The sequence below is a fragment of the Rheinheimera aquimaris genome (genome assembly GCF_020531985.1).
GTDB classification, from domain to species: Bacteria; Pseudomonadota; Gammaproteobacteria; order Enterobacterales; family Alteromonadaceae; genus Alishewanella; species Alishewanella aquimaris.
In genome coordinates this window covers 168,508-191,226 of the sequence record NZ_JAJAVQ010000001.1, presented here as the reverse complement: position 1 = coordinate 191,226, position 22,719 = coordinate 168,508, and the positions used below count along the sequence as shown (strand labels likewise).

The following is a 22,719-nucleotide window of genomic DNA, read 5'->3' as shown; positions in this document are numbered from 1 at the left end:
TTTTATTAGAAAAGGCGGTAATACAACCGCCTTATTTAATGATGAACTCTGTATCTATTTTTTTGCCAGACGACTTACCATTTTAAAATCTGCAGTGATATTAGCCGCTTCTTCCAGAAACGGGTCAATCTTCTCCAGCTTCTCTGGCACATCATCTAAAGATGTCACCTCTGGCATACCAAAACGTTTCAAACGCGCATTTACCCTGGCCAGCTGCTTTGCTTTAGCTTCATCCCGCTCGGCAACGCGCTCGACTTCTTTCAGCGATACGGTCTTGTCATCCATCTGTTGTTTGTATTCGTTGATGTCATCCAACAGATACTTGAACTCAGGCTCTTTACCGATGCGAGCCTGGTGTTTTTCTCTCAGTGCAGGTAACACACCGGAAATATCATTCAGGCTGCTATAACGCGCCGCATTAATCGAGTCCCATGGCAACGCATATTCCTCTTTGCTTTCACCCCATTCTGCCGGGTCAATTGCGGTAGGGAACTGTATATCCGGTATTACACCTTTATGCTGCGTACTGCCGCCATTAATACGGTAAAACTTAGCAATAGTGTATTGCACGCTGCCTAATGGGTTATCAAACATGTCGTAAATACGGCCAAGTCCGCGATGCTGCTGCACCGTGCCTTTACCAAAGGTTTGCTCACCCACTATCAGCGCTCGGCCATAGTCTTGCATTGCTGCAGCAAATATTTCTGACGCCGACGCACTGTAGCGGTCTACCATTACTGTTAGCGGACCTTCATAGTAGCTTACGCCATCATTATCCTGAGACACTGATACCTTGCCGTCACCTTCTCGGATTTGCACAACAGGGCCACTGTCGATAAACAGCCCGGTAAGTAAAGTCGCCTCTTGCAGTGAGCCGCCGCCATTACCACGAAGATCGATAATAATGCCATCAACTGAGCTTTCTTTCAGTTCCACCAGCAGTTTTTTAACATCGTCGGCCAGATTGTTGTAAAAGCCGGGAATACTTATCACGCCGATTTTCTGATCTAATTCAGACAGCTGAGGTTTAAACACTTCAGCTTTTGCTGCGCGATCCTCCAGTCGGATTTTGTCGCGTACAATGCTTATAACCTGTGCATGGCTGGTACCAATATCATTAGCACCGACAACCTGTAACCGTACTGTGCTGCCTTTAGGGCCTTTGATAAGATCAACCACATCATCAAGACGCCAGCCAATCACATCGACAAATTCAGCTTTGTCCTGCGCCACACCGATGATTTTATCTTTTGGCTTCAATTTCTGCGTTAAATCGGCAGGACCGCCGGGTACCAGGCTCTGGATAACGGTATAGTCTTCGTCAGCACGAAGTACCGCTCCGATCCCTTCCAATGACAGGTTCATTTCCTGCTGGAAACGGTCTGCGTTACGGGGAGAAAGATAAGAGGTATGTGCTTCAATACTGCGCGCAAATGAGTTCATGATCAATTGAAAAACGTCTTCACTTTCGCTTTGTGTTAAACGTTTCTGGCTATTGTGATAGCGCTTTTTCAGAATAGTCTGGATCTCTTCAGCGTTTTTTCCAGCCAGTTTCAGGTTCAATGCATCGAACTTGACCCGCTGACGCCATATTTCATCCAGCTCAGCTGTACTTGCTGCCCAATTGGCTTTTTCACGATCGTAGATGTACTGATCTTCAACGTCAAAATCGAAACCTTTTTCCAGCAGCTTCTGAGCATAATCAAAACGTTCAAACCGGCGTTTCAGCGTCAAATTAAACATATCAAAAGCAAAGTTCAGGTTTCCTTTGTTGATCGCATCGTCAAATTTATCCCGGTATTGCTCAAAAGCATCAATATCAGCTTTTGTCAGTACATTGCGATAATAATCCAGATTCTTCAGATAAGTGTCGAACATCTTGGATGACAACTCATCATCAAGTTGCACGTGCGTATAATGGCCCCGGGTGAAAAGCGCCGTAATCCTTTTACTGGCAGTCGCATGTTGGGCATCCTGTGCAATTGAAGGCAGCACCAACGGCTCAGTTTTAGATTCAGGAGAAGCATTTATACTAAAGGCAACGATGAGGGCTGTCGCAAGTACTGATAATTTTTTCATAAGCTACTCAGAGTTGGTCAGGCAATATATAAACTATCCTGACGGGTTTTGATCACCATACCAGAGCCCAACTGTACAGTCACATCGTCTTTGCTGATCTCAAGCACTGTAGCCAGCATTGGGCTTTGCCCCAACTTTAACAATACTTTACCACCAACAACAACATGTTCAGCGGGTATCCTTTCCAATACCGGCGCGGCTTTGGCCGGAGCCTCAGTATTAGATACAGGTTTCTGGTTAACCTTAGTGCTTTTAGAGGCTGCAGTTGGCTTTTTGTTCGCGCTTTTTTTGTAAGCAGGTTTTTCAGCGGTTGCCTGGCTTTTGGCTTCGGCAATTTTTGCTTTACGTTTTTGGGCAGCTTTGGCTTTACTTTCTTCCAGCACCTTACTGGCATGTTCTGCCTGTGAAGCGTCAATTACATCGCCAGCATTACCGTCTAAGTCAATGCGGCTTACGCCTTCTTTCGTCGACTCCAGATAACGCCAGCTGGATGTGTACACTCTGAGCGCCTGGCGCAACTGAGTTTTGCTGACTGTTGTATCATCTTGCAGTCGTTGCGCAAGTTCCTGAAAAATACCTATCTTCAGGGGCTTAGCTTCACCTGAAACGCTAAAACAAGCTGGAAACTTTACAGCAAGGTAAGCCAGCACTTCTTTTACATTGCCAGCTTTTACATTTTGTTCGGATGGGGTGGTCATTAACGCTTCACTCTTCTTCATCTGCAGCATCCGCATTCGGTATGCCTTGTTCCAGCTGTTGGCGTACATAAGCCAACGCCCAATCAATTAACTCATCTTCATCTGCTTCAAGCAGCACAGTACCACCACGTAGCTGATCCCAGATATCAGGTAGTAACTGCTCAACCTCTGCAGCACTTATCTCATCAGGTAAAGTATGCCAGACAGCATGATAAACCGCATTGAGCTTATCTGTTACCAGTTCTTCTTCACCTTCCCAATCACCGACATCTGCAACATCAAACAGATAATCGTGAAGTGAAATTGCGTCTTTCATAACGTAGCGGCCAGGTGTTTTTCAAACAGACTGATCAATTGTTCCAAACCAGCCTGATCGTCACCATCAAATCTGGCATGCAATGGGCTGTCGATATCTAATACCGCAATAATTTCACCATTATGACGCAGAGGTAAAACGATTTCTGAGTTACTGGCTGCATCGCAGGCAATGTGGCCAGGAAATTCATGCACATCTTTAACCAGCTGCACCTGCCCGCTGGCCACCGCAGTACCGCAGACACCTTTACCGACCGGGATCCGTACACAAGCCACCTGGCCCTGAAATGGCCCCAATACCAGCTCTCCTGAGCGCATGATATAAAACCCTGCCCAGTTTAAATCGGGTAGCTGGTTAAATAACAACGCGCTTAGATTGGCCATATTGGCGATAAGATCAGTTTCTTGCTCGATTAACGCCTGAGCTTGCTGGTTCAGCAGGTGGTATAACGCAGTTTTTTCATTCGACATGAAGTAAGGAATTCTGATTAATGCTCAAAACCCGTACATTACTCGTTTTGCCCGTAAATTTAAACCATTTCGCGGCAAAGATTTGCGCCCTCGGCAGGCATTTAACACTTTAATACAGCTGATCGAATGAGATTTATACATTATTTTACTGCTTGCCCGCTATTTTAAGTGGGTTAGCGGGATAATAATGTACAGGTAGCTGAGACTGATGCGCAAAAAAACGGGTATCTTTATAAGGTAATTTCATAAAGCCACCTACGCCTTCGCCGGTAATTTCGCTGACCTTCGCCAGGATATTTTGTAACAAAGTGCGAAATTCAGCCTCGGCATTCGGATCCAGCAGCCGGTAATAGCTGTGGATCTTCATATATAAGCTGGTTACTTCAAAAATGATACAGCCGGTATGGCGGATTAAATTCAGGCTGGCAATATCTGCCATGATGGTATCCGGTAGCACCAGTTGCTCATCCGGGTCTTTACCATCTTCAAAGTAAGAATGCTGCTTGCTGGCATCTTCATTACTTAATACCGGCGCCAGCTGATAAGGTATTACCGCATCCACAGGCGGCAGGAATGGCTGCTGCACACTTGAACGGCTGATGTGGATAGTATTTCGCGCATTGAATAAACAGGCTTTAAAGATGCCTACCTTTGCAATAGCTCTGGCCAGAGATACAACATTATTGACCGACAACGCGAAAGATCTGGCCAGACTGTCATCATACAGGTTAAGGCTGGAGTCTATGTAGACGCCACTGGCCTGCCAGTGGATAGCCAGCCCGCCCACCACCGGATAACGAGCCAACCGGCTGACTGCAGCAACAAAGGCTTTTTCGGTCTCCCCCATCCCCTCCAGATAGTTTTTGTAATAACGCTCCAGTTGCACATCATCTACATAGGCAATGCCATCTTCTTCACTATGTTCCCGTAAAAATGATTTGCGCGATGAATAAACCACAGTATCCAGCTCACGCACCTGAGGGCTAACCCAGACGGGTAACAGCGGTGCATCATCAAACAATCCAATATCGGGCAAAATCAGGTGTTTTAATCGTGGCATCTGCTGTAAAAAAAAGTCACCCGCCTGAGCTCTTAACTGCGCATCATCGGACAGCATACTGTCGAGCATAGTTGCAAATTCAACTGGCAAGCCTAAGCTTCTGGCCGGTATAGCTTTACGGCCAAAACGGCAGGACTGACCGGATGCTAGCGCATACAAGGTACTGGCAACGCCCTGCTCATCAAAGCGCGGGCTGGATAACGCGCCGTTGCGCTGCTCTGGCCCGATAAAATACACGTCGCCCATTCTGGCATTGGAACTGTGTAAATCAGCCGACATCAGCTGCATGACATTGTTAGACAAGTATTGCCCCTGTGCATCGAGCTGCGCAAACACAGACGAACCCCAGTCAATCAGGCTGACCAGGCCAGTTTGCTCATCAAATACCAGATTTGAGGGTTTGATATCACCGTGTACTATCGGCTGTAATTCGCCGTCTTTATGATGTTCACGCAGCGCCAGCAGCACGTTTGCCAGCTGACAGGCAATATCGACCAGCAACCTGGCAGGTAAACGCCCTTTATTCAGACTAAATTGTTCAAGATCGATGCCTTTGCCACGTTGCATCATCAGGATACCCTGCTTTTTAACCACCTGATAGGTGATATACCGCGGTACATTCGGATGCGTAACCTGCGATAACATATAGGCTTCGTCGGCCAGCCGATCCTGAATATGCTGTGGTAAATTTATACGCGAAAATTTAAATACGCAGGCCTGAGCACTGCTGTCTAGCCCGGCGAAAGCAAAACCATAAGCGCCCTTGCCTATCAGCTCTATCTGGCGGTAACCAAGCTTTTCCAGCTCAGAGATACATAACGCTACCCAGTCTTTTAGTTTCTTAGCATCATTCGTATTAAGCAGGTAGATTGACTGCTCTTCCGGAATATAAAAGTTACGAAGCTGGTTTTTGTATTGCATCGCTTTACCTTAAATTGCGAAATAAAAAACCCACTGTAGTCCAGTGGGTTTTATCAGAAAGCGACAACGGTGCCAAGTCGCTCTTTACTGCATAGCCAACAACATAGTGGCCGGTTGCTCCAGATATTGCTTCCAGAGGTTGGTAAAGCGGGCAATAGTGCCACCGTCAATCACGCGGTGATCACCGGACCAACTGATTTGCATCAGCTGACGCGCTTCTACTTCGCCTTGGGCATTAAAGCGAGGCAGAGCCTGCACTTTGCCAAGCGCCACTATCGCCACTTCCGGCTTATTAATAATTGGCGTAGCTACGGTGCCACCTAAAGCACCGATATTAGAGATGCTGATGGTGCCGCCTTTCAAATCTGCCGGGCTGACTCGGCCTTCGCGCGCCTGATCGGTTAAGCTGGTTAAATCTTCAGCAATTTGAATAATCGACTTCTGTTGACAACCTTTAATATTCGGCACCAACAGCCCTACTTTGGAGTCTACTGCGATACCGATATTGTGATCGTCAAAATATGTCAGTTCAGTACAATCGCTATTGACCTGGCTGTTCATGATTGGGAACTGCTTGATCGCCATTGATAATGCCTTGATAAAAAACGGCATCATCGTCAGCTTAATACCCTGCTTAGCGTACTGGTCTTTTAAGCTGAAGCGCAGTGCAATCAGATCCGTCAAATCAATCTCTTCACAGTAGGTAAAGTGTGGAATAGTCGACACCGACTCCACCATCTGCCGTGCCATCGCCGCTTTAATACCTTTGATCGGCTCAACCCGATGACCGCCGGTTGCCGCTGCAGGCGATGCTACCTTAGCAGGTGCATGTGCTGATGCGGCATCAGTGGTTTTACCTTTAGCAAAGGCGCGTACATCTTCTTTATAGACGCGGCCCTTATCACCACTACCTGGCACTTTCGCCAGGTCAATATTCAGCTCACGCGCCAGACGGCGTACTGCGGGGCTGGCAAGCGCTTTACCATTAGTGCCTGTGGTCGCTGCCTGCTTTATGCCGCAACTTGTACTGGCCGGTTTAGACTGCACCGCATCGGCCTGTTGCGCAGGCTCAGCTGCTGCGTTGCTGCCAGCATGCGTCATGGCAAACAACGGTGAATGCACTTTGGCAATCTCACCTTTGGCGTAATACAGTTTGGTCACTTTACCGGAGTATTTCGCCGGAATTTGTACCAGCGCTTTGTCGGTCATCACATCGCACACCGGCTGATCTTCAACGATGTCATCGCCTTCGCTTACCAGCCAGTCAACGATTTCACACTCAACGATACCTTCACCAATATCCGGCAGAATAAAATCTTCACTGGCACTACCTGTAACAGCAGCGGTTACCGGCGTCGTTGCATCAGGTTTAGCAACATCTGCTTTGGCCTCTGTAGCGCTCTCTACCTGCATTTCAAACAAAGGTGCGTGTACTTTGGCAATGTCGCCTTTTGCGTAATACAATTTGCTAACTACACCATCATGTATCGCCGGAATTTGCACCAGCGCTTTGTCAGTCATCACATCGCAAACCGGCTGATCTTCCTTAATACTGTCGCCTTCAGCAACCAGCCATTCGACAATTTCACACTCAACAATACCTTCACCGATATCCGGCAGAATAAAATCTTTTTTCATCTCTGCCTCCATCAGAATTTAACCGAGCGCATAATGGCTTCGTAAGTTTTTAAATGATCTGCTACGTACTCTTTTTCCAGTGCCAACGGATACGGCGTGTCCATACCGCAGACGCGCTCGATTGGGCTTTCTAAGTAAAGGAAACACATCTGCTGAATCGTCGCCGCAATTTCACCGGCAAAACCACCGGTTAACGGTGCTTCATGGTTAATCACCAGACGACCGGTTTTCTTCACCGACTCGGCTACCGTATCGGCATCCCATGGCAAAATACTACGAAGGTCAATCACTTCACATGACACGCCTTCTTTCTCGGCCATTTCTACCGCTTTTTGCACGATTTCCATCTGTGCGCCCCAGGCCAGCACCGTAACGTCTTTACCCTGCTGCGTGACTTCGGCTTTACCCAGTTCAATTTCGTAGTACTCTTCCGGCACTTCACCAACCGAGGCGCGGTATAGCTTCTTCGGCTCGAAGAAAATCACCGGATCCGGGCTGGCAATGGATGCCAGTAGCAAGCCTTTCGCCTGATACGGATCGCGTGGGATCACCACCTTTAACCCCGGCGTATGGGCAAAATAAGCTTCCGGTGACTGGCTGTGGTAGTGACCACCGGCAATACCACCGCCATACGGGCTTCTGAACACCAGGCCACCGACATTAAACTCGTTACCTGAGCGGTAGCGGAATTTCGCCGTTTCGTTAACGATCTGGTCAAACGCCGGGAAGATATAATCGGCAAACTGAATTTCTGCCACCGGCTTCATACCCTGTGCCGCCATACCATTAGCAAAGCCGGCAATGCCCTGCTCAGTCAGAGGTGTATTGAAGCAGCGCGCTTTACCGTATTTTTCCTGTAGCTTGCTGGTCGCACGGAATACGCCACCGAAGTGGCCAACGTCTTCACCGAAACAGACCACGCTATCATCTTTTGCCATGGCTAAATCAAGCGCATTATTAATGGCTTGCAACATGTTCATTTTGGCCATTAGTCTAATCTCCCCGCCGTTACCGGATACGCATCCGGGTATTTACGGATATGCGCTTTTAATTCATCTAATTGTTGTTGTAATGCTGGAATGGGCTCGGCGTACACATCGGAAATTAAATGCTCAATGCCTGGCTTAGCTACTTTCTCTGCTACTTTTAATGCATCGAGAATTTCGGTTCGCAGCTTTTCAATGGTGGCTTTATCATCAGCCTCGTCTAACCAGCCTTTTTCAATTAACCACAAGCGGTAACGTGAAATTGGATCGTTTTGGCGCCACTTTTCTTCTTCTTCTTTAGAGCGGTAGCCACTTGGGTCGTCGGATGATGAATGCGCACCTAAACGGTAAGCGATAGATTCAATCAGCACCGGCTCGTTATGCTCAAGCGCATGTTTACGCGCCATTTGCGTCGCCTGGTAAACAGCCAGAATATCAGCCCCGTCAACCCGCAGCGCTTTCATGCCATAGCCCACTGCCCGACAAGCAATACCATCACCAACAAACTGTTCGTTAGCTGGTGTAGAAATGGCGTAGCCATTATTACGACAGAAGAAAATCACCGGGGCTTTATGTACCGCCGCCATATTCAGGCCGGCATGGAAGTCACCTTCAGACGCCGCGCCCTCACCAAAATAACAGATAGTGGTGTTATCTAATCCGCGCAGCTTCTGTGCATAGGCATAACCACTGGCCTGAGGAATTTGTGTGCCCAGCGGCGAAGAAATCGTCATGTAGTAAATGTCTTTGCTGCCATAATGCACTGGCATCTGGCGGCCCTTACCCAAATCTTTCTCGTTTGAGAACAGCTGGTTCATAAACTGTTCCAGCGTAAAACCCCGGTAACGTAGCGCCCCCTGTTCACGATACTGCGCCATAATCATATCTTTATCATCCAGTGCCGCTGCGCTGCCAACTGTTGTGGCCTCTTCACCTAAACACTGCATGTAAAAGCTGATCCGGCCCTGACGCTGCGCGGCCAGCATGCGCTCATCCAGCACGCGGATAAATACCATGGTATCGTACATTTTCAGTGCCGTGGCTTTATCCAGTTCTGGCGCTGCGGCCCCGTCATATAAGCTGCCGTCATCGCGTAATATGCGCAGCGTAGGAATTTTTAACGCATCACCGGCGGTAAACTCTGCGGTGTGCACCGTGGTGATGGTGGCGTTATTTGGGTTAGTCATAGGATGTCTCTTGTTTGTTATACGTCATAGACATGTGGTTGCCCTGTCGGCATTGGCCTGTTTATCAGGCTCTTAAACCCGGTAGCAGCTTATGTTTTTAAGTAAAGCTGTTACCAATGTAGTATAGCGGCTTTAGCCACTCTCCCCGTTTGCGTAAACATTGCTATTTGCGCCGGTGTTATATGCTTTAACGGCGGCAACTTTACCTTTACGTAAACTGCATTGCAACCGCAAGCGCCATGACAGCCACTGTGCACTGCATACGACTGTCAGCTTAAATTTACTCTTTTACGCTAATCCGGTACCGCAAGCGTACCTACGCCAGGTTGTCCGATACTGTTGTCGGAACCACCATCAGCATAGCGCGCTGGCCAATGGCCACCTTGGCGTTAGGAAATATTAACGCCTCACCTTCTCGCTCGACGCGGTATTCGATATCGCCGTCGGTTGCCAGCACAGTGCCGACCGGGTAGCTGGTAAAGTTCTCTACATCATCGGCAAAGTTAAGCTTAAAAGCATCAGTTTGCTTATTGATAGCACGGTATACCTGATACAACTGGAAATCGGCTTCAACGAAAGGCTCGGTTGCAACCTCAGCCAGGCTTACCAGTGCCCGCAGTGTTTGGCGTGCTTTTGCAAAGCGGCTCATATCATTTTGCCCAAACGGCCGCACTTTACCCAGCTCAATGGTAAAGGCATCAGCACCATGAGTATTCGACGCGTAATAGCTAAAGGTTGACGCTGGCGTTTGCATAAGCAGCACGGTTGTGACATCACACGCACGTAAAAATTCTAACTGGGCTTTTTGCCACGACTTACCGTGTACAAACGGATAGACAGCAAATTTTTCAAAGCGTGAACCGCGGATAGCGGTGTGTAAGTCGTACAGGCAACGGTTACGCGGCACCATTTTGGTTACGCGTTTATCACTGTAGAATCTGCTAACATAGTCTTCTAAAGCCTTTGCTCGTATACGCTCGGCGTTAACCAGCCCCTCACCGGCGCTATGATGGCCTGAAAACAACCGGTTAAGATTCTCTGTAACTTCACGTTTGCCGGCGTTGATGGCTGGCGGGTTACCGAACAATACTAACAAGCGGTGTTTAAGGTTAAGCCTGCCGAGCAATACGTCTTGCACCAGCTCAGCACAGATTTCAATAGGCGCCGTTTCATTGCCATGCACACCGCAAGATAAAACGATATCTTTGCCTGTTAAAGTTGCAGGTTCAAAACAAATAACGCCAGTGTCCCATACGCTAACGCGGGTATCGTCTGGCAAGTCAAACTGAAAAGGTTCAAGGCTATCCGGGTGAGCCAGGGTAAGCTTTAGAAAATCACCCTGTGTAAGTAGTTGTTCTGGTAATGACTTGGGCATGCGCCAACTCCCTGTTGTGAGGTTGGCGCCAATTCTAGCGCATTAAAAGCTTCAGACAACATCAGAGATGGCGTTATTCAGAAAAAGTAGCCACCTGGTTCCGTCCCGCTGCTTTTGCACTGTACATTGCACTATCAGCATCAGCCAACAGCTGTTTCAACTGATAACCTGAGTTGTCCGAGCCACTGACACCAAAACTTGCGCTGAGTGAAAAGTGCTTTCCGCTCTCAGTAGTATCAATACCTGCGATAGCATCACGACAAATCTCAGCCAGCAATACCGCTTTATCAGTCTGACAGCCCGGCAATACAACAGCGAATTCTTCACCACCAATACGGCCGAACACATCGTTATTGCGCATAAAATTGCGGCATGTTTTTACAACCGCCCGCAATGCCCAATCGCCGACTGCATGGCCGTGGGTATCATTAATATCTTTAAAGTAATCCAGATCAAACAGTATTAGTGCTACAGGTTTGGCGTTAGTTTCACAGTAATCCAACGCGATTTTAGCCTGATTATTAAAATGATAACGGTTGCTGATACCGGTAAGCTGGTCGTACTCTGCAATTTTCTTAAAGCGACTACGGCCAGTTAAACCGCGATAAGCCAGAACCGTTGCAAGCAGAAGTATGGCGCCTAAAATTAGCACCAACAGCCTATTCTGACGCGCTTCCTTTTCGTACAGATCTTTTTGTAAAGACAGCAGCTCGTTGTCTTTATCCAGCAAGGCAATTCGTTGGTTCTTAACTTCTACATTTGCTTTAGCAATATTATAAGCTAACAAACCTGCTGCTTTTTCGTCATCATAGGCTTTCTGCTTGGAAACCAATACCTCATGATATGTTAGTGCCTTTTCAAAATTGCCATTGGCTTTTTCTATCTCGTATAATGTGGAGTACAGCAATAAAATGGCATAGTTTATATCGTCTTCTTTTATATTTTTCGTTGCAGACAGCCCATACTCTTTGGCTACATCCAACTGTTCATTTCTAAGGTATGCAATGCTATATAGCGTTTTATACAACGTAATCAAAACGTTGTAAGAAGTCTGTTCTACATCTTGATATAACGAATTTAACAGACTTATAGCTTGATTAGGATCCACCTCTAACAGACGTTCAACTCTGTAAGATTGAATAATTTTACTATAAATTGGCTGCTTTGCAGCTTCACAAGTTGCAACACCAGCATCAAACTCCTGATCAAATTCATCATATTTTTTTAGGCGATGTAGTGACTCCAACTTAAACTGCATACCAAAACATGCATATTTCCCATCTACTGCATCGGATGACAATTTGTTTGCATAAAAATATCCAATGTCAAATTGACTTGTTTGATTAAATACTAACGCGAGAATACCTAATGCATGTTGTCTTAAATCTTTATCTGTTATGTTTTTTTGCATCTGGTCATATTGTTCAAGATATTGAAAAACCTCACTATAATCCCTTGAAATTATCAAAATATTCAACAATACACTCAAAGATTTAAATTGTACTTTTTCAGACTTTGCAACCTTTACGAGCTCTGTTAGATTCGCCACAGCTTGCGTTTGAGAACCAGAGTAAGCCAAGCGATAAGCATCTAAAAATCTGAATTGTTCATGTTGCTCTGCGGTTAAATTTACGGAGCTGTCTTCTACCTGCTTCAACAACTCATTAAACCTATTGAAATCCGTAGCTTTTAACTCTTCAGCTAATTGAATCTTATCCTCTATGCTTTCCGGCTCTTTACCTAAAGCAGGTATAAAAAAAGACAAGCTTGCCAACAGCAAGCTTGTCTTGAACAGAAGATTTAATCTGTTAATACAGAAAAACACTTTATTTATTTCTTCGATTGACTTTCCGTTTCTTCTGACTCATCGTCTGGTTCAGGTTCCTGATTTGGCTCCTCTGCTGGCATGATACCACAGACTAAATTCTTTCTCGGTTCAAGCAGATCCACAACGGCACTGTTAAAATTGTCGGACTTTTCGCTGGTAAGATTTTGCTTGTGCAGCATTTCTAATACTTCAGCTTCAGACAATTCCTGAAATTCAGCTGATGCGCCGAGTTTTTCCATAAAATTTATAATATTTCCCATTTTATTATCCCCACAATGGTTTATGTTGTTTTTCTAACTCGAATAACGCCGACACATTGTTATACCTGAATCCCAACCGATTTGCCAGCCAAACAGCGGCCCGGTTTTGCGGGTTTACTTCAGCTATGATTTTATATTCAACATACTGATTACAAAGAAAGGTTACCAATATTTGCAAGGCTTCATAGGCAAGGTTTTGCCTTTGAAACTCGGGCAGAAAAATAATTCCAACCTCTATTTGCTTTATACTCTGGTTAACCGTAAGCCCCAAAATGCCGGTTTGCTCGTCAGTTTCATTTAAAACTGCCACCAAGAAACTGCGCTTACATGTGTCTTGCTGGCTAAGTTTTACCGCCGAAGTAAAGCTCTTATGTAGTGAGTCAGAATCAAGCGCAGGCGATATATAACGCAGAATATTATCGTCACCATATAAACTGGCATAAAGCGCATAATCGCTATCTGTTATGGGTTTAAGAGTAAGACGCTGACCGACTAACTCATTAAACCTTTTGACCTGGTCTTGCATCAGCCTTCAGCAGCCTCACGACTTTTTACCAGCTGCTCCAACTCAGCAATCAACTCATCATTCAACTCAGCTTTAGTACTGGGCGGAATTACCAGCGTGGTTTTTAAATCCATCGTAGCATCAGGCAAAGCGCTTATCGGCAAATATTCAATACGGGTTGGCTGAATGGGTAATGTAGCTGCTTCGTACAAGATCACTTCATGATCTAACTGGTAATATTGCGCCAGTAACTTGACCAGAATTTTACGGTACTCACTATCGGTAGTGAATTTGGCCAGGCTTCTGTCACCGGCTACGCCTACCTGCCACAACACCAGTAGCGCAGCCGTGTCGATAGTGCGTTTGTAAAACATAAACTGGCTGGTTTCAAAGTGCTGGCAGCCTGAAGAACCCGGGTCGATGCCCAGATCAGCAATCAGACAATCTTCTGCCGATATCCCCGGCTCCATATGCGCTTTAAAACCAAGTTCCCGCGCTTGTTTAATAGCATTGTGCGGCACCCAGGCAAATACGCCGGGGTGGCCATAAAAAGCCCCTACTACCTTTTTACCGGCTTTTACTTCAGCAAGGATAGCGGCCACCATTTCCCGGTAGGTAATCATGCGTGATTTACCTTCCAGGTAATAAGGCTGCAGTGAACGCACGTCAGCATTCATTTGTTCTATCCATTTTTCGGTAATGCCATCGGCCACCAGTACAAATACCACGTCAGCCTGTTCAATATAACTGCGCGACAGCGGGCTAATATGTGACCCCAATGTCATACCGGTGCCGACACAAACTAAACTACCTGTTAGCAAAACACATTCCTTTTTATTCTTTTGCTTTTGTTCTTTTGCCCACTATAAAGCGCTTACTGTACAGCGGGCAATATAAGGATCAGAAAAAAGGCCTGTCAGTGACAGGCCTTTTAGTTATTGCGCGGTAATATTGCACTTTTTAAGCTGCCAGACGCGGCTGACATAATCCTCAATCGAACGGTCCGAGGTAAACTTGCCGACAGATGCGGTGTTCAGCATCGCTTTTTTCGCCCAGCCGGCCTGATCGCGATACCAGGAATCGACTTTTTCATGTGCTTTAACATAGCTTTCAAAATCAGCCAGTACCAGATAAGGGTCACCACCTTCTAATAAGCTGCGTTTAATTGCAGACAGTTCGCCAGGCTTACCCGGGGTGAAGTAGTCGGTTTCCAGCCAGTCCAGAATGGCTTTAATCTCGGGATTTGCATAGTAGTAATCGGCACTGTTATAACCTTTGGCGTGTAGCGCTTTTACTTCATCTACCGTTAAACCGAAAATGGCAATGTTGTCGCTGCCCACTTCTTCAGCAATTTCGATATTGGCACCGTCCAGCGTACCGACGGTAATAGCGCCATTTAACGCCAGTTTCATATTGCCTGTGCCTGACGCCTCTTTACCTGCAGTAGATATTTGCTCCGATACATCGGCAGCCGGGATCATCTTCTCGGCCAGCGTTACACGGTAGTTTGGCATAAATACCACTTTAAGCCGGTTTTTCACCCGTTTATCGTGGTTAATTTTCTCTGCCACCTTATTAATGGCATAGATGATCTCTTTCGCCAGCTTGTAGCCCGGCGCCGCTTTAGCGCCGAACAGGAATACCCTGGGCACCATATCGTAGTCCGGATCCTGCAGAATACGGCGGTACAGTGCCAATATATGCAACAGGTTCAGGTGCTGGCGTTTGTACTCATGCAGGCGCTTGATCTGGATATCAAAAATGGCATGAGGGTCGATATCAATCTGGGTTAGCTTTTTAACCACCGTTGCCAACTCGGCTTTGTTTTGCTGTTTTATTGCCATAAAACTCTGCTGTACAGCAGGATCATCAGCAAAAGCAGCGAACTTAGACAACTGCTTAAGATCGGTTGGCCAGTTATCACCAATTTTACTGTCGAGCAGTTTCGCCAGTTTTGGATTACAGGCTTTCAGCCAGCGCCGTGGCGTTACACCGTTAGTCACGTTAGTGAACTTATCCGGCCATAGCGCTACCATTTCAGGGAACAGGTCTGATTTCACCAGTTGCGAGTGAATTTCAGCGACGCCGTTTACCTTGAAAGAGCCCACTACAGATAAGTGCCCCATCCGCACCATAGGATCATGGCCTTCTTCAATGATGGACAGCTTACGTTTTTTATCGTTGTCGCCTGGCCATAACACATCGACCTGCTCTATCAGGAAGCGACGGTTAATCTCGTAAATAATCTCCAGATGGCGTGGTAACACTTTTTCGAACAATCTGACCGGCCATTTTTCCAGCGCTTCAGGTAACAGCGTATGGTTGGTATAGGCAAATACATGCTGGCAGATATTCCACGCCTGATCCCACTGCATTTCTGCGCGGTCAACCAGAATACGCATCAGCTCGGGAATCGATACTGCAGGGTGTGTGTCGTTAAGTTGGATCACGACCTGCTTGGCAAAGTCGCTCCAGTCATCGCCATGGGCCCGCTTATACCGGCGGATAATATCTTTTAGTGAACAAGAAACGAAAAAGTACTGCTGAATAAGCCGCAGCTCTTTACCGGCGTCCGTTTCATCATTCGGATACAGTACTTTAGAGATGGTTTCAGCTTCGATATTTTCCCGTGCCGCATCAATATAGCCACCAGAGTTAAACACATCCCAGTTAAAAAAATCACTGGCCCGGCTCTCCCATAGCCGCAGTACGTTAACGGAGCTGCCGTTGTAACCAACGATCGGAATATCCCATGGCACACCTTTGATAATACGGCCAGGGTGCCAGACTTTTTTCATTTTGCCCTGCAGATCGTATACGGTCTCGACATAGCCATAAACAGATATTTCCTGCACGGATTCAGGCCGGCAAATCTCCCACGGGTTGCCATATTCACGCCAGCTATCCGGCCGCTCAATCTGGCGCCCATCCTGGAAGCTCTGTTGAAACAAGCCATGCTCGTAGTGAATGCCATAACCAATGGCCGGATAATTCAGCGTCGCCAACGAGTCGATAAAACATGCAGCTAAACGGCCAAGACCACCATTGCCCAGCGCCATGTCTTCTTCCTGATCTTCCAGATCAGCGATATTCAGCCCAAGCTCTGCCAACGCCTGTTTAGCCTGTTCATACAAGCCCAGATTATGCAGGTTATTGCTAAACAGCCGGCCCATCAGATACTCAAGGCTAAAGTAATGCAGGGCCCGGGTGTTTTGTTCGTAATGCGTCCGCTGGGTATTACGTAAACCGTCATACACCTGCTCATTCACTGCGGCACAAGTTGCACGCCACCACGCTTGCGGGCTGGCTTTGTTTACGTCGGTTCCCAACGTCGAGTGTAAATGGCGGATAATTTGCTCTTTAAGTTGCTCGGTATTTATCTGGCTCATACCGGTACTGGCAGAAACAGTTTGTTTTTTCATTACAAATCCTGATTAGTTAATGCCTGAATTTTCAACAAAATAGCGGCATATGTAGAATTATTACAAAAAAATACCCTATGTCCTGTCTGATAGCAAAATAAACAGCATTACCTGAAACTTAATTACATTTTAATTTTTATATAATTCAATCAGTTACATTTTACTGAATACGTATTCAACGAAAGCCTTAGCATCATGCTCTAACTGTAGCAGATGCGCCTGATCGACAAAGCTCTCGAGATAAATTTTATAAGCGTTTTCTGTACCGGATGGCCGTGCGGCAAACCAGCCATTACGCGTAACCACTTTTACCCCGCCGATATCAGCCTGATTGCCTTCAGCTTTAGTGAGTACCGCTAAGATGTCGTCACCTGCCAGCGTCGTTTGTGTAACACTGCTGACATCAAGCTTTTTCAGCGCAGCCTTTTGCTCACTACTGGCTGGTGCATCGAGGCGGCGGTACAGTGGCGAACCTAACTCTTTGGTCAGTGCCTGATACTGCTGATAAGGATCAACACCGGTTTTAGCCAGTATTTCAGCGGCTAACAGACCTAAAATGATGCCATCTTTGTCTGTAGACCAAACCGTGCCATCGAAGCGCAGGAAACTGGCTCCGGCACTTTCTTCACCACCAAAAGCCACTTCGCCTTTGTGTAAGCCACTGACAAACCACTTAAAGCCAACAGGTACCTCGTACAAATTCCGGCCACGCGCAGCAACCACGCGGTCAATTAAGGCACTGGATACCAATGTTTTTCCAATCGCTAAGCTGGTATCCCAATCAGGCCGGTTCGCCAGCAGGTAATTAATCGCTACCGCCAGATAATGATTTGGGTTCATCAAGCCACCACTGCGGGTAACTATGCCGTGCCGGTCGAAATCGGGGTCATTACCAATGGCGATATCAAACTGGTCTTTTAGTTGAATCAAGTTCGCCATCGCGTAAGCAGATGAGCAGTCCATGCGGATTTGCCCATCTTTATCCAGCGGCATAAAGGCAAATGCCGGGTCAACTTTATCATTAACGACAGTGATATTTACGCCATAACGCTCAGCGATGCGTGGCCAATATGCCAGACCAGAGCCACCTAGCGGGTCAACACCAATGCGGATACCAGCTTTTGCGATAGCTGCCATATCCACAACATTTTCCAGATCATCAACATAATGCTGAATGTAATCTATATGCTGGCAGTAACCGGATTGCAGTGCCAGCGCATACGGCATCATTTTGACCCCTTCAAGCTCCTTTGCCAGCAGCTCATTGGCGCGTTGCTCAATCCAATTGGTGACATCACTGTCGGCTGGTCCGCCATGTGGTGGATTATATTTAATGCCACCATCCTGCGGCGGGTTATGCGAAGGTGTAATGACAATACCGTCAGCGAGGCGGCTATCAGCATCTTTGTTTTGCGTCAGAATGGCATGAGAAATAACGGGTGTCGGTGTGTAGCCCAGATCTTTCTGAATACAAACCTGAATTTTGTTAGCTATCAGTACTTCTAACGCACTGGCAAAAGCGGCTTCTGACAGCGCATGTGTGTCTTTACCCAAAAACAGCGGGCCGGTAATGCCATGCTTTTTTCGATAATCCGCTATAGCTTGGCAAATTGCCAATACATGAGGCTCGTTAAAGGAACACTGTAAGGCACTGCCCCGATGGCCTGAAGTACCAAAACTGACCTTATGTTCCGGATACATGTGTACGTCAGGCTCCAATACATAATAAGCGGTCATCAGACGGCTGATGTTAGGAATCAACGACGTAGGTACCTGTTGCCCCGCCAGTGGATGTAAAGACATAAAAATTCCTTGTTATAACAAATCGCGAATACGCTCTGCGTCCTGTTCACTATAACCGAGTTTCACAGCGGTTTCGGTTAACATCATTTTTTTACGGGTAGTATTAGAATTTGTTATTACCCAAAACTCTGTATTCGGAATAGGTTTAGGGTTAGTGCTACTACCGGCTTCTGACAACTCTTCTGCCGTGCGACCAAAATACAGCCGGTTACGGCCTTTTATTTCCAGCACTTTATGAAACTGTTTTTTGTGTGCCCGCGCCAGCGTCGACAAAATAAACAGAAAGCGCCCGACAACACTGGATTCAGCCTGTAAATCCTGCCGGTTAAGTAAGTCAAAAATATTACTATTTACAGCAATTTTCGCTGGCACCGCCTCTGTTTCTGTAACAGTGACATTCGCTTTAGCATCACCCAGCAATAGCCGTCTTAGAATTTCTGAGGCACTTTCACCGATCCTCTGCGTTTGTCCGGCAATGTACTGATACAGCTCATCATCTATTTCGATGGTTTTCATATATTTATTCCGCGCACTAAAGTTGGCTTCATTATATAAAGCCTTATCGACTGACGCCAGCAACATGATTTGCTAGACTAAACCACCCGTTAACCAGATGAGTTATACATGCTTTTATATACCCACAGTAGTGGCCTGACCGAGAGCACAGCAGAGCCGGTGGTTCTGATCCATGGTCTGTTCGGCAGCTACGAAAACCTTGGCGTCATAGCCCGCAGCCTGAGTGAACAATATCACATCATAAACGTTGATGTGCGTAACCATGGCCGCTCCGGGCACAGTGAGCAGATGAACTACAACTTGATGGCTGATGACTTAGCACAAACGCTGGATGCACTGAACGTCAGTAAAGCCGCTTTACTGGGACATTCGATGGGCGGAAAATTGGCGATGACGTTCGCGCTATTGTACCCGCAGCGCGTAACCAAACTAATAGCTGCAGATGTAGCACCGGTGGCTTACCCGCCCCGGCACAACAGTATTTTCTCCGGTCTGTTTGCAGTCGATATCGCGAACTTATCCAGCCGGGCTCAGGCAGATGAGCAGATGTCTGCTTTCGTAAAAGAGGCAGGAGTAAGACAATTTCTGCTAAAGAGCCTGATAAAAGAAGACGACAAATTTTACTGGCGTTTTAACCTTAACGCTTTAAAAGCAAACTACAGCGCACTGACTGACGCTCCTATGACTACAGGCCAGTATGACGGCCCGGTGCTTTTTATTAAAGGCGACGAGTCAGACTACATTTTACCCGAGCACAAAGAAGCCATTAACCAGCTGTTTCCCAACGCACAGGCAAAAATCATTCAGGGTACCGGACACTGGTTACATGCGGAGAAGCCTGCAGCCTTTACCAGGCTGGTGCAGGAGTTTTTATTGCGCTAGCGCACTAAATTTTTATTCAAATTATGCTATAGTGCGCGCACTTTTGAGGGGGTGGTGGTAGCACTATGTCTATAGAGCAGTTTGAATCGCTGGGTTTGTGGTTGGGCCTGGGTGTCTTATACCTCTTTATAATCATGGCAATCCGCGACGTTTTAAAGAAAAGTAATGCACCTAAAATAGGTCAGTTTTTTGTGTGGCTGGTGCTTTTTCTGTCACCCGCGGTGTTCATTATAAAAAGTATCGTGCCCTATTTTTTTGAGTAGTAAGGTTTAGATCGATGGCGAAGATTGCCACTGATCGCACCACCATTGATTTGTTTGCGCAGGAAAAGCGCCCCGGCAGGCCCAAAACGAATCCACTGCCGCGGGAAGAACAGCTTAAGCTTAACAAGCGTAATCAAATCAGGCGCGATCGCAGCAAAGGCTTAAAACGTATTGAATTCAAAGTATCCGACGAGCTGTATACCGCATTAAGTGAAGAAGCCGGCAAAGCGGATATGACACGCAGTGCGTATATAGAACATATTTTGACACAGGTTTTAACCAGGTAAGAAGGTTAGATTAATGGCAACTGTAGGCATTTTTTTCGGTAGCGATACAGGTAACACTGAACATATCGCCAAAATGATCCAGAAAGAGCTGGGTAAACATTTGTTTGACGTACGTGATATAGCAAAAAGCAGCAAAGAAGATATCGCTGGCTTTGACTTATTGCTATTGGGTATTCCAACCTGGTACTACGGCGAAGCCCAGTGTGACTGGGATGATTTCTTTCCTGAGCTGGAAAATATCGACTTTAGCAACAAGCTGGTTGCTATTTTCGGTTGTGGTGATCAGGAAGATTATGCTGAATACTTCCTTGATGCGATGGGCACACTGCGCGATATTATCGAGCCCAAAGGCGCAATCATTGTTGGTCACTGGCCAACGGCAGGCTATAACTTTGTCGCCTCTAAAGCTTTAGCCGATGACAATCACTTTATCGGTTTAGGCATAGACGAAGACCGGCAGCCAGAGCTGACTGAACAACGCGTTAAACAGTGGTGCAAACAAATCTACGATGAAATGAGTCTGAAAGAGTTTGAAGCGCTGTAAACATAACAAGGCCGGCTGATACGCCGGCTTTTTGTTGCTTTGTTCAAAGCGGCCGGTATTTCGCTTTTTTTCTGATATACACAGTACGATTTACCTCAGCGACTATCTGGTTTTTACTGTCTTTAATATGTACCACAAACTGCGGAAAATGCTTCTCACCACTTTCAGTGGCGGCTTTAATACTGTCTATCGCATCATCCGATAACCAGAACTCAGCCGTCAATTTACCAATACCTGGTGTTATAAAGTCGATATCAGCCTGTTTATCCCAAACCAGATACTCTTTACCCAATGCCCCCATTAGCATCAGAGGGTAAATGGGATCAGTCATCGCAAACATAGAACCGCCAAACTGGCTGCTATTAATGTTGCGCGTCCAGGGGCGTCCTTTCAGTATCACTCTGCAATAGCGATAATCTGAGCTTAGCTCTTCCACTTTTATGCCCGGGAACAAAAAAGGTGGCCAAAAGTTCAGCAGTCTGCGCATCACTGCGGGGTTAAATGCCCATTTCATCTTTTATCTCTGGTATGACCTGTGTACTGTCATTGTACGACAGTAAAATCACAGTACAAGCGCAGCTTTGTCCCTATTGCACTATTTTGCCATTTCAATCTGTCGGCAATGCCTTTATAATCCTTTGCATATATAAGCCAGAATCAGAATGAATATGCCAGATCACAACAATGAGTTACGTAAAGCCGGCCTGAAAGTTACTCTGCCAAGAGTAAAAATTTTAGAGATCCTACAGGACCCTAAGCACCAGCACATCAGTGCTGAAGACGTATACAAGTTGCTGTTAGAAATTGGTGAAGACATTGGCCTGGCAACCGTATACCGGGTGTTGAACCAGTTTGATGATGCTGGCATATTGACCCGTCACCACTTTGAAGGCGGTAAATCAGTATTTGAACTTACCGGTGGTAGCCACCACGATCATCTGGTCTGCCTGAAATGCGGTAAGGTTATCGAGTTCGAAGACGAGGTAATTGAAGCAAAGCAGCTGGAAATCGCAGAAAAGAACGGTATCAAGCTTACCCACCACAGCCTGTATTTGTACGGTGAGTGCAAAGACACGGAACAGTGTAAGAAAAACAGCGAGATGAACTAGCTATAAAAGGCACCTTTGGTGCCTTTTTACTATCCGGTGACGTTGTTAATACGCGCCATCGCCAGAGCAGTAACATATTTACCATATTGGAAGGCATAATCTGCCAGCTCGGCCTCAACTTCAAAACCAAAACGTTCATACAGTGCTATAGCAGCTTCATTGCTGCTGTACACTGTCAATTCTACCCGTCTGATATTCAACCAGTTGTCGGCCATCTCCAGTGCCGCGCGCAGCAAGGCTGAACCAATCCCCTGCCCTTGATATTCCTCAGACACCCCCATACCGATTTCAGCAACATGACGGCGGCGGGGATTCTGACAAACCTGCATGCCAAGTTGCCCGACTACCGCGCCTTCGACTTCTGCAACCAGATTGTAAAAACCGGCACCTGCATTATATAGTCGTTGCCAGTTTGCGACCGGCTGATAGGGCAGTTGTAGGGTGTTGGCATAGACGGTTGACTGATCGTAAATCGCTTTTATCGCATCAATATCGTCAGGTTCAGCGTGGCGGATCACAGCAGGCATAGTAGCGTCCTTGGCAACAATAACGCCTTATATTAACTGGCAA

Annotated in this window: 23 protein-coding genes; 5 read left to right on the top strand and 18 right to left on the bottom strand. The window is 46.6% G+C overall.

Translation table 11 applies throughout. The features are described 5' to 3' along the window. Nucleotides 1-54: 54 nt before the first annotated feature. From prc to seqA, 16 genes are all read right to left on the bottom strand, one after another. On the bottom strand, nt 55-2,079 hold the full coding sequence (prc, locus tag LHL18_RS00900; RefSeq protein ID WP_226765399.1) for a carboxy terminal-processing peptidase: 2,025 nt from the start codon (nt 2,077-2,079) through the stop codon (nt 55-57). Nucleotides 2,080-2,096: 17 nt separating this feature from the next. Further along, nucleotides 2,097-2,798: an RNA chaperone ProQ gene (gene proQ / locus LHL18_RS00895; protein WP_226765398.1), complete on the bottom strand. Its 702-nt coding sequence runs from the start codon at nt 2,796-2,798 to the stop codon at nt 2,097-2,099. Next, complete coding sequence (locus tag LHL18_RS00890) at nt 2,785-3,093, bottom strand: hypothetical protein (RefSeq protein WP_226765397.1); 309 nt, start codon at nt 3,091-3,093, stop codon at nt 2,785-2,787. The genes proQ and LHL18_RS00890 overlap by 14 nt, the downstream gene beginning before the upstream one ends. Continuing rightward, nucleotides 3,090-3,563 (bottom strand): GAF domain-containing protein, encoded by a 474-nt coding sequence (locus LHL18_RS00885; RefSeq protein WP_226765396.1) that lies wholly within the window; start codon nt 3,561-3,563, stop codon nt 3,090-3,092. The genes LHL18_RS00890 and LHL18_RS00885 overlap by 4 nt, the downstream gene beginning before the upstream one ends. A gap of 145 nt (nt 3,564-3,708) precedes the next feature. Next, nucleotides 3,709-5,544 carry a protein kinase domain-containing protein gene (locus LHL18_RS00880; protein ID WP_226765395.1) on the bottom strand — a complete coding sequence of 612 codons (1,836 nt, stop codon included), beginning with the start codon at nt 5,542-5,544 and terminating at the stop codon, nt 3,709-3,711. An 84-nt stretch (nt 5,545-5,628) separates the two neighbouring features. Further along, nucleotides 5,629-7,182 (bottom strand): dihydrolipoyllysine-residue acetyltransferase, encoded by a 1,554-nt coding sequence (locus tag LHL18_RS00875; RefSeq protein ID WP_226765394.1) that lies wholly within the window; start codon nt 7,180-7,182, stop codon nt 5,629-5,631. An 11-nt stretch (nt 7,183-7,193) separates the two neighbouring features. Next, entirely contained in the window at nt 7,194-8,171 is a 978-nt protein-coding gene (locus LHL18_RS00870) for an alpha-ketoacid dehydrogenase subunit beta (RefSeq protein WP_226765393.1), read from the bottom strand. Next, complete coding sequence (locus LHL18_RS00865) at nt 8,171-9,355, bottom strand: thiamine pyrophosphate-dependent dehydrogenase E1 component subunit alpha (RefSeq protein WP_134054876.1); 1,185 nt, start codon at nt 9,353-9,355, stop codon at nt 8,171-8,173. The genes LHL18_RS00870 and LHL18_RS00865 overlap by 1 nt, the downstream gene beginning before the upstream one ends. Before the next feature lie 316 nt (nt 9,356-9,671). Further along, entirely contained in the window at nt 9,672-10,730 is a 1,059-nt protein-coding gene (astE, locus tag LHL18_RS00860; protein WP_226765392.1) for a succinylglutamate desuccinylase, read from the bottom strand. A gap of 73 nt (nt 10,731-10,803) precedes the next feature. Then, nucleotides 10,804-12,504, bottom strand: coding sequence for a GGDEF domain-containing protein (locus LHL18_RS00855; protein WP_134054880.1), 1,701 nt, complete (start codon nt 12,502-12,504; stop codon nt 10,804-10,806). Nucleotides 12,505-12,560: 56 nt separating this feature from the next. Then, nucleotides 12,561-12,818 carry a hypothetical protein gene (locus LHL18_RS00850; RefSeq protein WP_226765391.1) on the bottom strand — a complete coding sequence of 86 codons (258 nt, stop codon included), beginning with the start codon at nt 12,816-12,818 and terminating at the stop codon, nt 12,561-12,563. A 4-nt stretch (nt 12,819-12,822) separates the two neighbouring features. Next, nucleotides 12,823-13,344 (bottom strand): GNAT family N-acetyltransferase, encoded by a 522-nt coding sequence (locus LHL18_RS00845; RefSeq protein WP_226765390.1) that lies wholly within the window; start codon nt 13,342-13,344, stop codon nt 12,823-12,825. Then, the gene (locus tag LHL18_RS00840; protein ID WP_226765389.1) at nt 13,344-14,144 is read right to left on the bottom strand and encodes an SAM-dependent methyltransferase; all 801 of its coding nucleotides are present in this window, start codon (nt 14,142-14,144) and stop codon (nt 13,344-13,346) included. The genes LHL18_RS00845 and LHL18_RS00840 overlap by 1 nt, the downstream gene beginning before the upstream one ends. A 114-nt stretch (nt 14,145-14,258) precedes the next feature. Next, nucleotides 14,259-16,745: a glycogen/starch/alpha-glucan phosphorylase gene (locus LHL18_RS00835; RefSeq protein ID WP_134054888.1), complete on the bottom strand. Its 2,487-nt coding sequence runs from the start codon at nt 16,743-16,745 to the stop codon at nt 14,259-14,261. A gap of 153 nt (nt 16,746-16,898) precedes the next feature. Beyond that, on the bottom strand, nt 16,899-18,548 hold the full coding sequence (pgm, locus tag LHL18_RS00830; protein ID WP_226765388.1) for a phosphoglucomutase (alpha-D-glucose-1,6-bisphosphate-dependent): 1,650 nt from the start codon (nt 18,546-18,548) through the stop codon (nt 16,899-16,901). A 12-nt stretch (nt 18,549-18,560) separates the two neighbouring features. Then, complete coding sequence (seqA, locus tag LHL18_RS00825) at nt 18,561-19,064, bottom strand: replication initiation negative regulator SeqA (protein WP_134054892.1); 504 nt, start codon at nt 19,062-19,064, stop codon at nt 18,561-18,563. A gap of 108 nt (nt 19,065-19,172) precedes the next feature. On the opposite strand from seqA, the gene LHL18_RS00820 reads away from it, so the two are divergent. The 4 genes from LHL18_RS00820 (at nt 19,173) to fldA (ending at nt 21,040) form a co-directional block, all read left to right on the top strand. After that, nucleotides 19,173-19,946 carry an alpha/beta fold hydrolase gene (locus LHL18_RS00820; protein WP_226765387.1) on the top strand — a complete coding sequence of 258 codons (774 nt, stop codon included), beginning with the start codon at nt 19,173-19,175 and terminating at the stop codon, nt 19,944-19,946. 65 nt (nt 19,947-20,011) lie between these two features. Next, a complete protein-coding gene (locus tag LHL18_RS00815; RefSeq protein WP_134054896.1) occupies nt 20,012-20,209 on the top strand; it encodes a DUF2788 domain-containing protein in 198 nt (65 codons plus the stop codon). Nucleotides 20,210-20,223: 14 nt separating this feature from the next. Continuing rightward, nucleotides 20,224-20,496 (top strand): LexA regulated protein, encoded by a 273-nt coding sequence (gene ybfE / locus LHL18_RS00810; RefSeq protein WP_134054898.1) that lies wholly within the window; start codon nt 20,224-20,226, stop codon nt 20,494-20,496. A 13-nt stretch (nt 20,497-20,509) separates the two neighbouring features. After that, nucleotides 20,510-21,040 carry a flavodoxin FldA gene (gene fldA, locus LHL18_RS00805; protein WP_226765386.1) on the top strand — a complete coding sequence of 177 codons (531 nt, stop codon included), beginning with the start codon at nt 20,510-20,512 and terminating at the stop codon, nt 21,038-21,040. Nucleotides 21,041-21,083: 43 nt separating this feature from the next. Here fldA and LHL18_RS00800 read toward each other — a convergent pair whose 3' ends face one another. Next, nucleotides 21,084-21,554, bottom strand: a complete 471-nt coding sequence (locus tag LHL18_RS00800; RefSeq protein WP_226765385.1) for a DUF4442 domain-containing protein — start codon at nt 21,552-21,554, stop codon at nt 21,084-21,086. A gap of 154 nt (nt 21,555-21,708) precedes the next feature. Here LHL18_RS00800 and fur point away from each other — a divergent pair, with 154 nt between their 5' ends. After that, nucleotides 21,709-22,149: a ferric iron uptake transcriptional regulator gene (fur, locus tag LHL18_RS00795; RefSeq protein ID WP_134055251.1), complete on the top strand. Its 441-nt coding sequence runs from the start codon at nt 21,709-21,711 to the stop codon at nt 22,147-22,149. 29 nt (nt 22,150-22,178) lie between these two features. Here fur and LHL18_RS00790 read toward each other — a convergent pair whose 3' ends face one another. Beyond that, nucleotides 22,179-22,676, bottom strand: a complete 498-nt coding sequence (locus LHL18_RS00790; protein ID WP_226765384.1) for a GNAT family N-acetyltransferase — start codon at nt 22,674-22,676, stop codon at nt 22,179-22,181. Nucleotides 22,677-22,719: the final 43 nt, after the last annotated feature.

What these genes read in the sequence shown, in the direction of transcription:
- LHL18_RS00880 (WP_226765395.1), bottom strand. Translation starts at nt 5,544, where the DNA reads ATGCAATACAAAAACCAGCTTCGTAACTTTTATATTCCGGAAGAGCAG.
- prc (WP_226765399.1), bottom strand. Translation starts at nt 2,079, where the DNA reads ATGAAAAAATTATCAGTACTTGCGACAGCCCTCATCGTTGCCTTTAGT.
- fur (WP_134055251.1), top strand. Translation starts at nt 21,709, where the DNA reads ATGCCAGATCACAACAATGAGTTACGTAAAGCCGGCCTGAAAGTTACT.
- LHL18_RS00820 (WP_226765387.1), top strand. Translation starts at nt 19,173, where the DNA reads ATGCTTTTATATACCCACAGTAGTGGCCTGACCGAGAGCACAGCAGAG.
- LHL18_RS00835 (WP_134054888.1), bottom strand. Translation starts at nt 16,745, where the DNA reads ATGAAAAAACAAACTGTTTCTGCCAGTACCGGTATGAGCCAGATAAAT.
- seqA (WP_134054892.1), bottom strand. Translation starts at nt 19,064, where the DNA reads ATGAAAACCATCGAAATAGATGATGAGCTGTATCAGTACATTGCCGGA.
- LHL18_RS00800 (WP_226765385.1), bottom strand. Translation starts at nt 21,554, where the DNA reads ATGAAATGGGCATTTAACCCCGCAGTGATGCGCAGACTGCTGAACTTT.
- LHL18_RS00870 (WP_226765393.1), bottom strand. Translation starts at nt 8,171, where the DNA reads ATGGCCAAAATGAACATGTTGCAAGCCATTAATAATGCGCTTGATTTA.
- LHL18_RS00790 (WP_226765384.1), bottom strand. Translation starts at nt 22,676, where the DNA reads ATGCCTGCTGTGATCCGCCACGCTGAACCTGACGATATTGATGCGATA.
- LHL18_RS00845 (WP_226765390.1), bottom strand. Translation starts at nt 13,344, where the DNA reads ATGCAAGACCAGGTCAAAAGGTTTAATGAGTTAGTCGGTCAGCGTCTT.
- astE (WP_226765392.1), bottom strand. Translation starts at nt 10,730, where the DNA reads ATGCCCAAGTCATTACCAGAACAACTACTTACACAGGGTGATTTTCTA.
- LHL18_RS00815 (WP_134054896.1), top strand. Translation starts at nt 20,012, where the DNA reads ATGTCTATAGAGCAGTTTGAATCGCTGGGTTTGTGGTTGGGCCTGGGT.
- LHL18_RS00850 (WP_226765391.1), bottom strand. Translation starts at nt 12,818, where the DNA reads ATGGGAAATATTATAAATTTTATGGAAAAACTCGGCGCATCAGCTGAA.
- LHL18_RS00885 (WP_226765396.1), bottom strand. Translation starts at nt 3,563, where the DNA reads ATGTCGAATGAAAAAACTGCGTTATACCACCTGCTGAACCAGCAAGCT.
- LHL18_RS00875 (WP_226765394.1), bottom strand. Translation starts at nt 7,182, where the DNA reads ATGAAAAAAGATTTTATTCTGCCGGATATCGGTGAAGGTATTGTTGAG.
- LHL18_RS00890 (WP_226765397.1), bottom strand. Translation starts at nt 3,093, where the DNA reads ATGAAAGACGCAATTTCACTTCACGATTATCTGTTTGATGTTGCAGAT.
- proQ (WP_226765398.1), bottom strand. Translation starts at nt 2,798, where the DNA reads ATGAAGAAGAGTGAAGCGTTAATGACCACCCCATCCGAACAAAATGTA.
- pgm (WP_226765388.1), bottom strand. Translation starts at nt 18,548, where the DNA reads ATGTCTTTACATCCACTGGCGGGGCAACAGGTACCTACGTCGTTGATT.
- ybfE (WP_134054898.1), top strand. Translation starts at nt 20,224, where the DNA reads ATGGCGAAGATTGCCACTGATCGCACCACCATTGATTTGTTTGCGCAG.
- LHL18_RS00865 (WP_134054876.1), bottom strand. Translation starts at nt 9,355, where the DNA reads ATGACTAACCCAAATAACGCCACCATCACCACGGTGCACACCGCAGAG.
- fldA (WP_226765386.1), top strand. Translation starts at nt 20,510, where the DNA reads ATGGCAACTGTAGGCATTTTTTTCGGTAGCGATACAGGTAACACTGAA.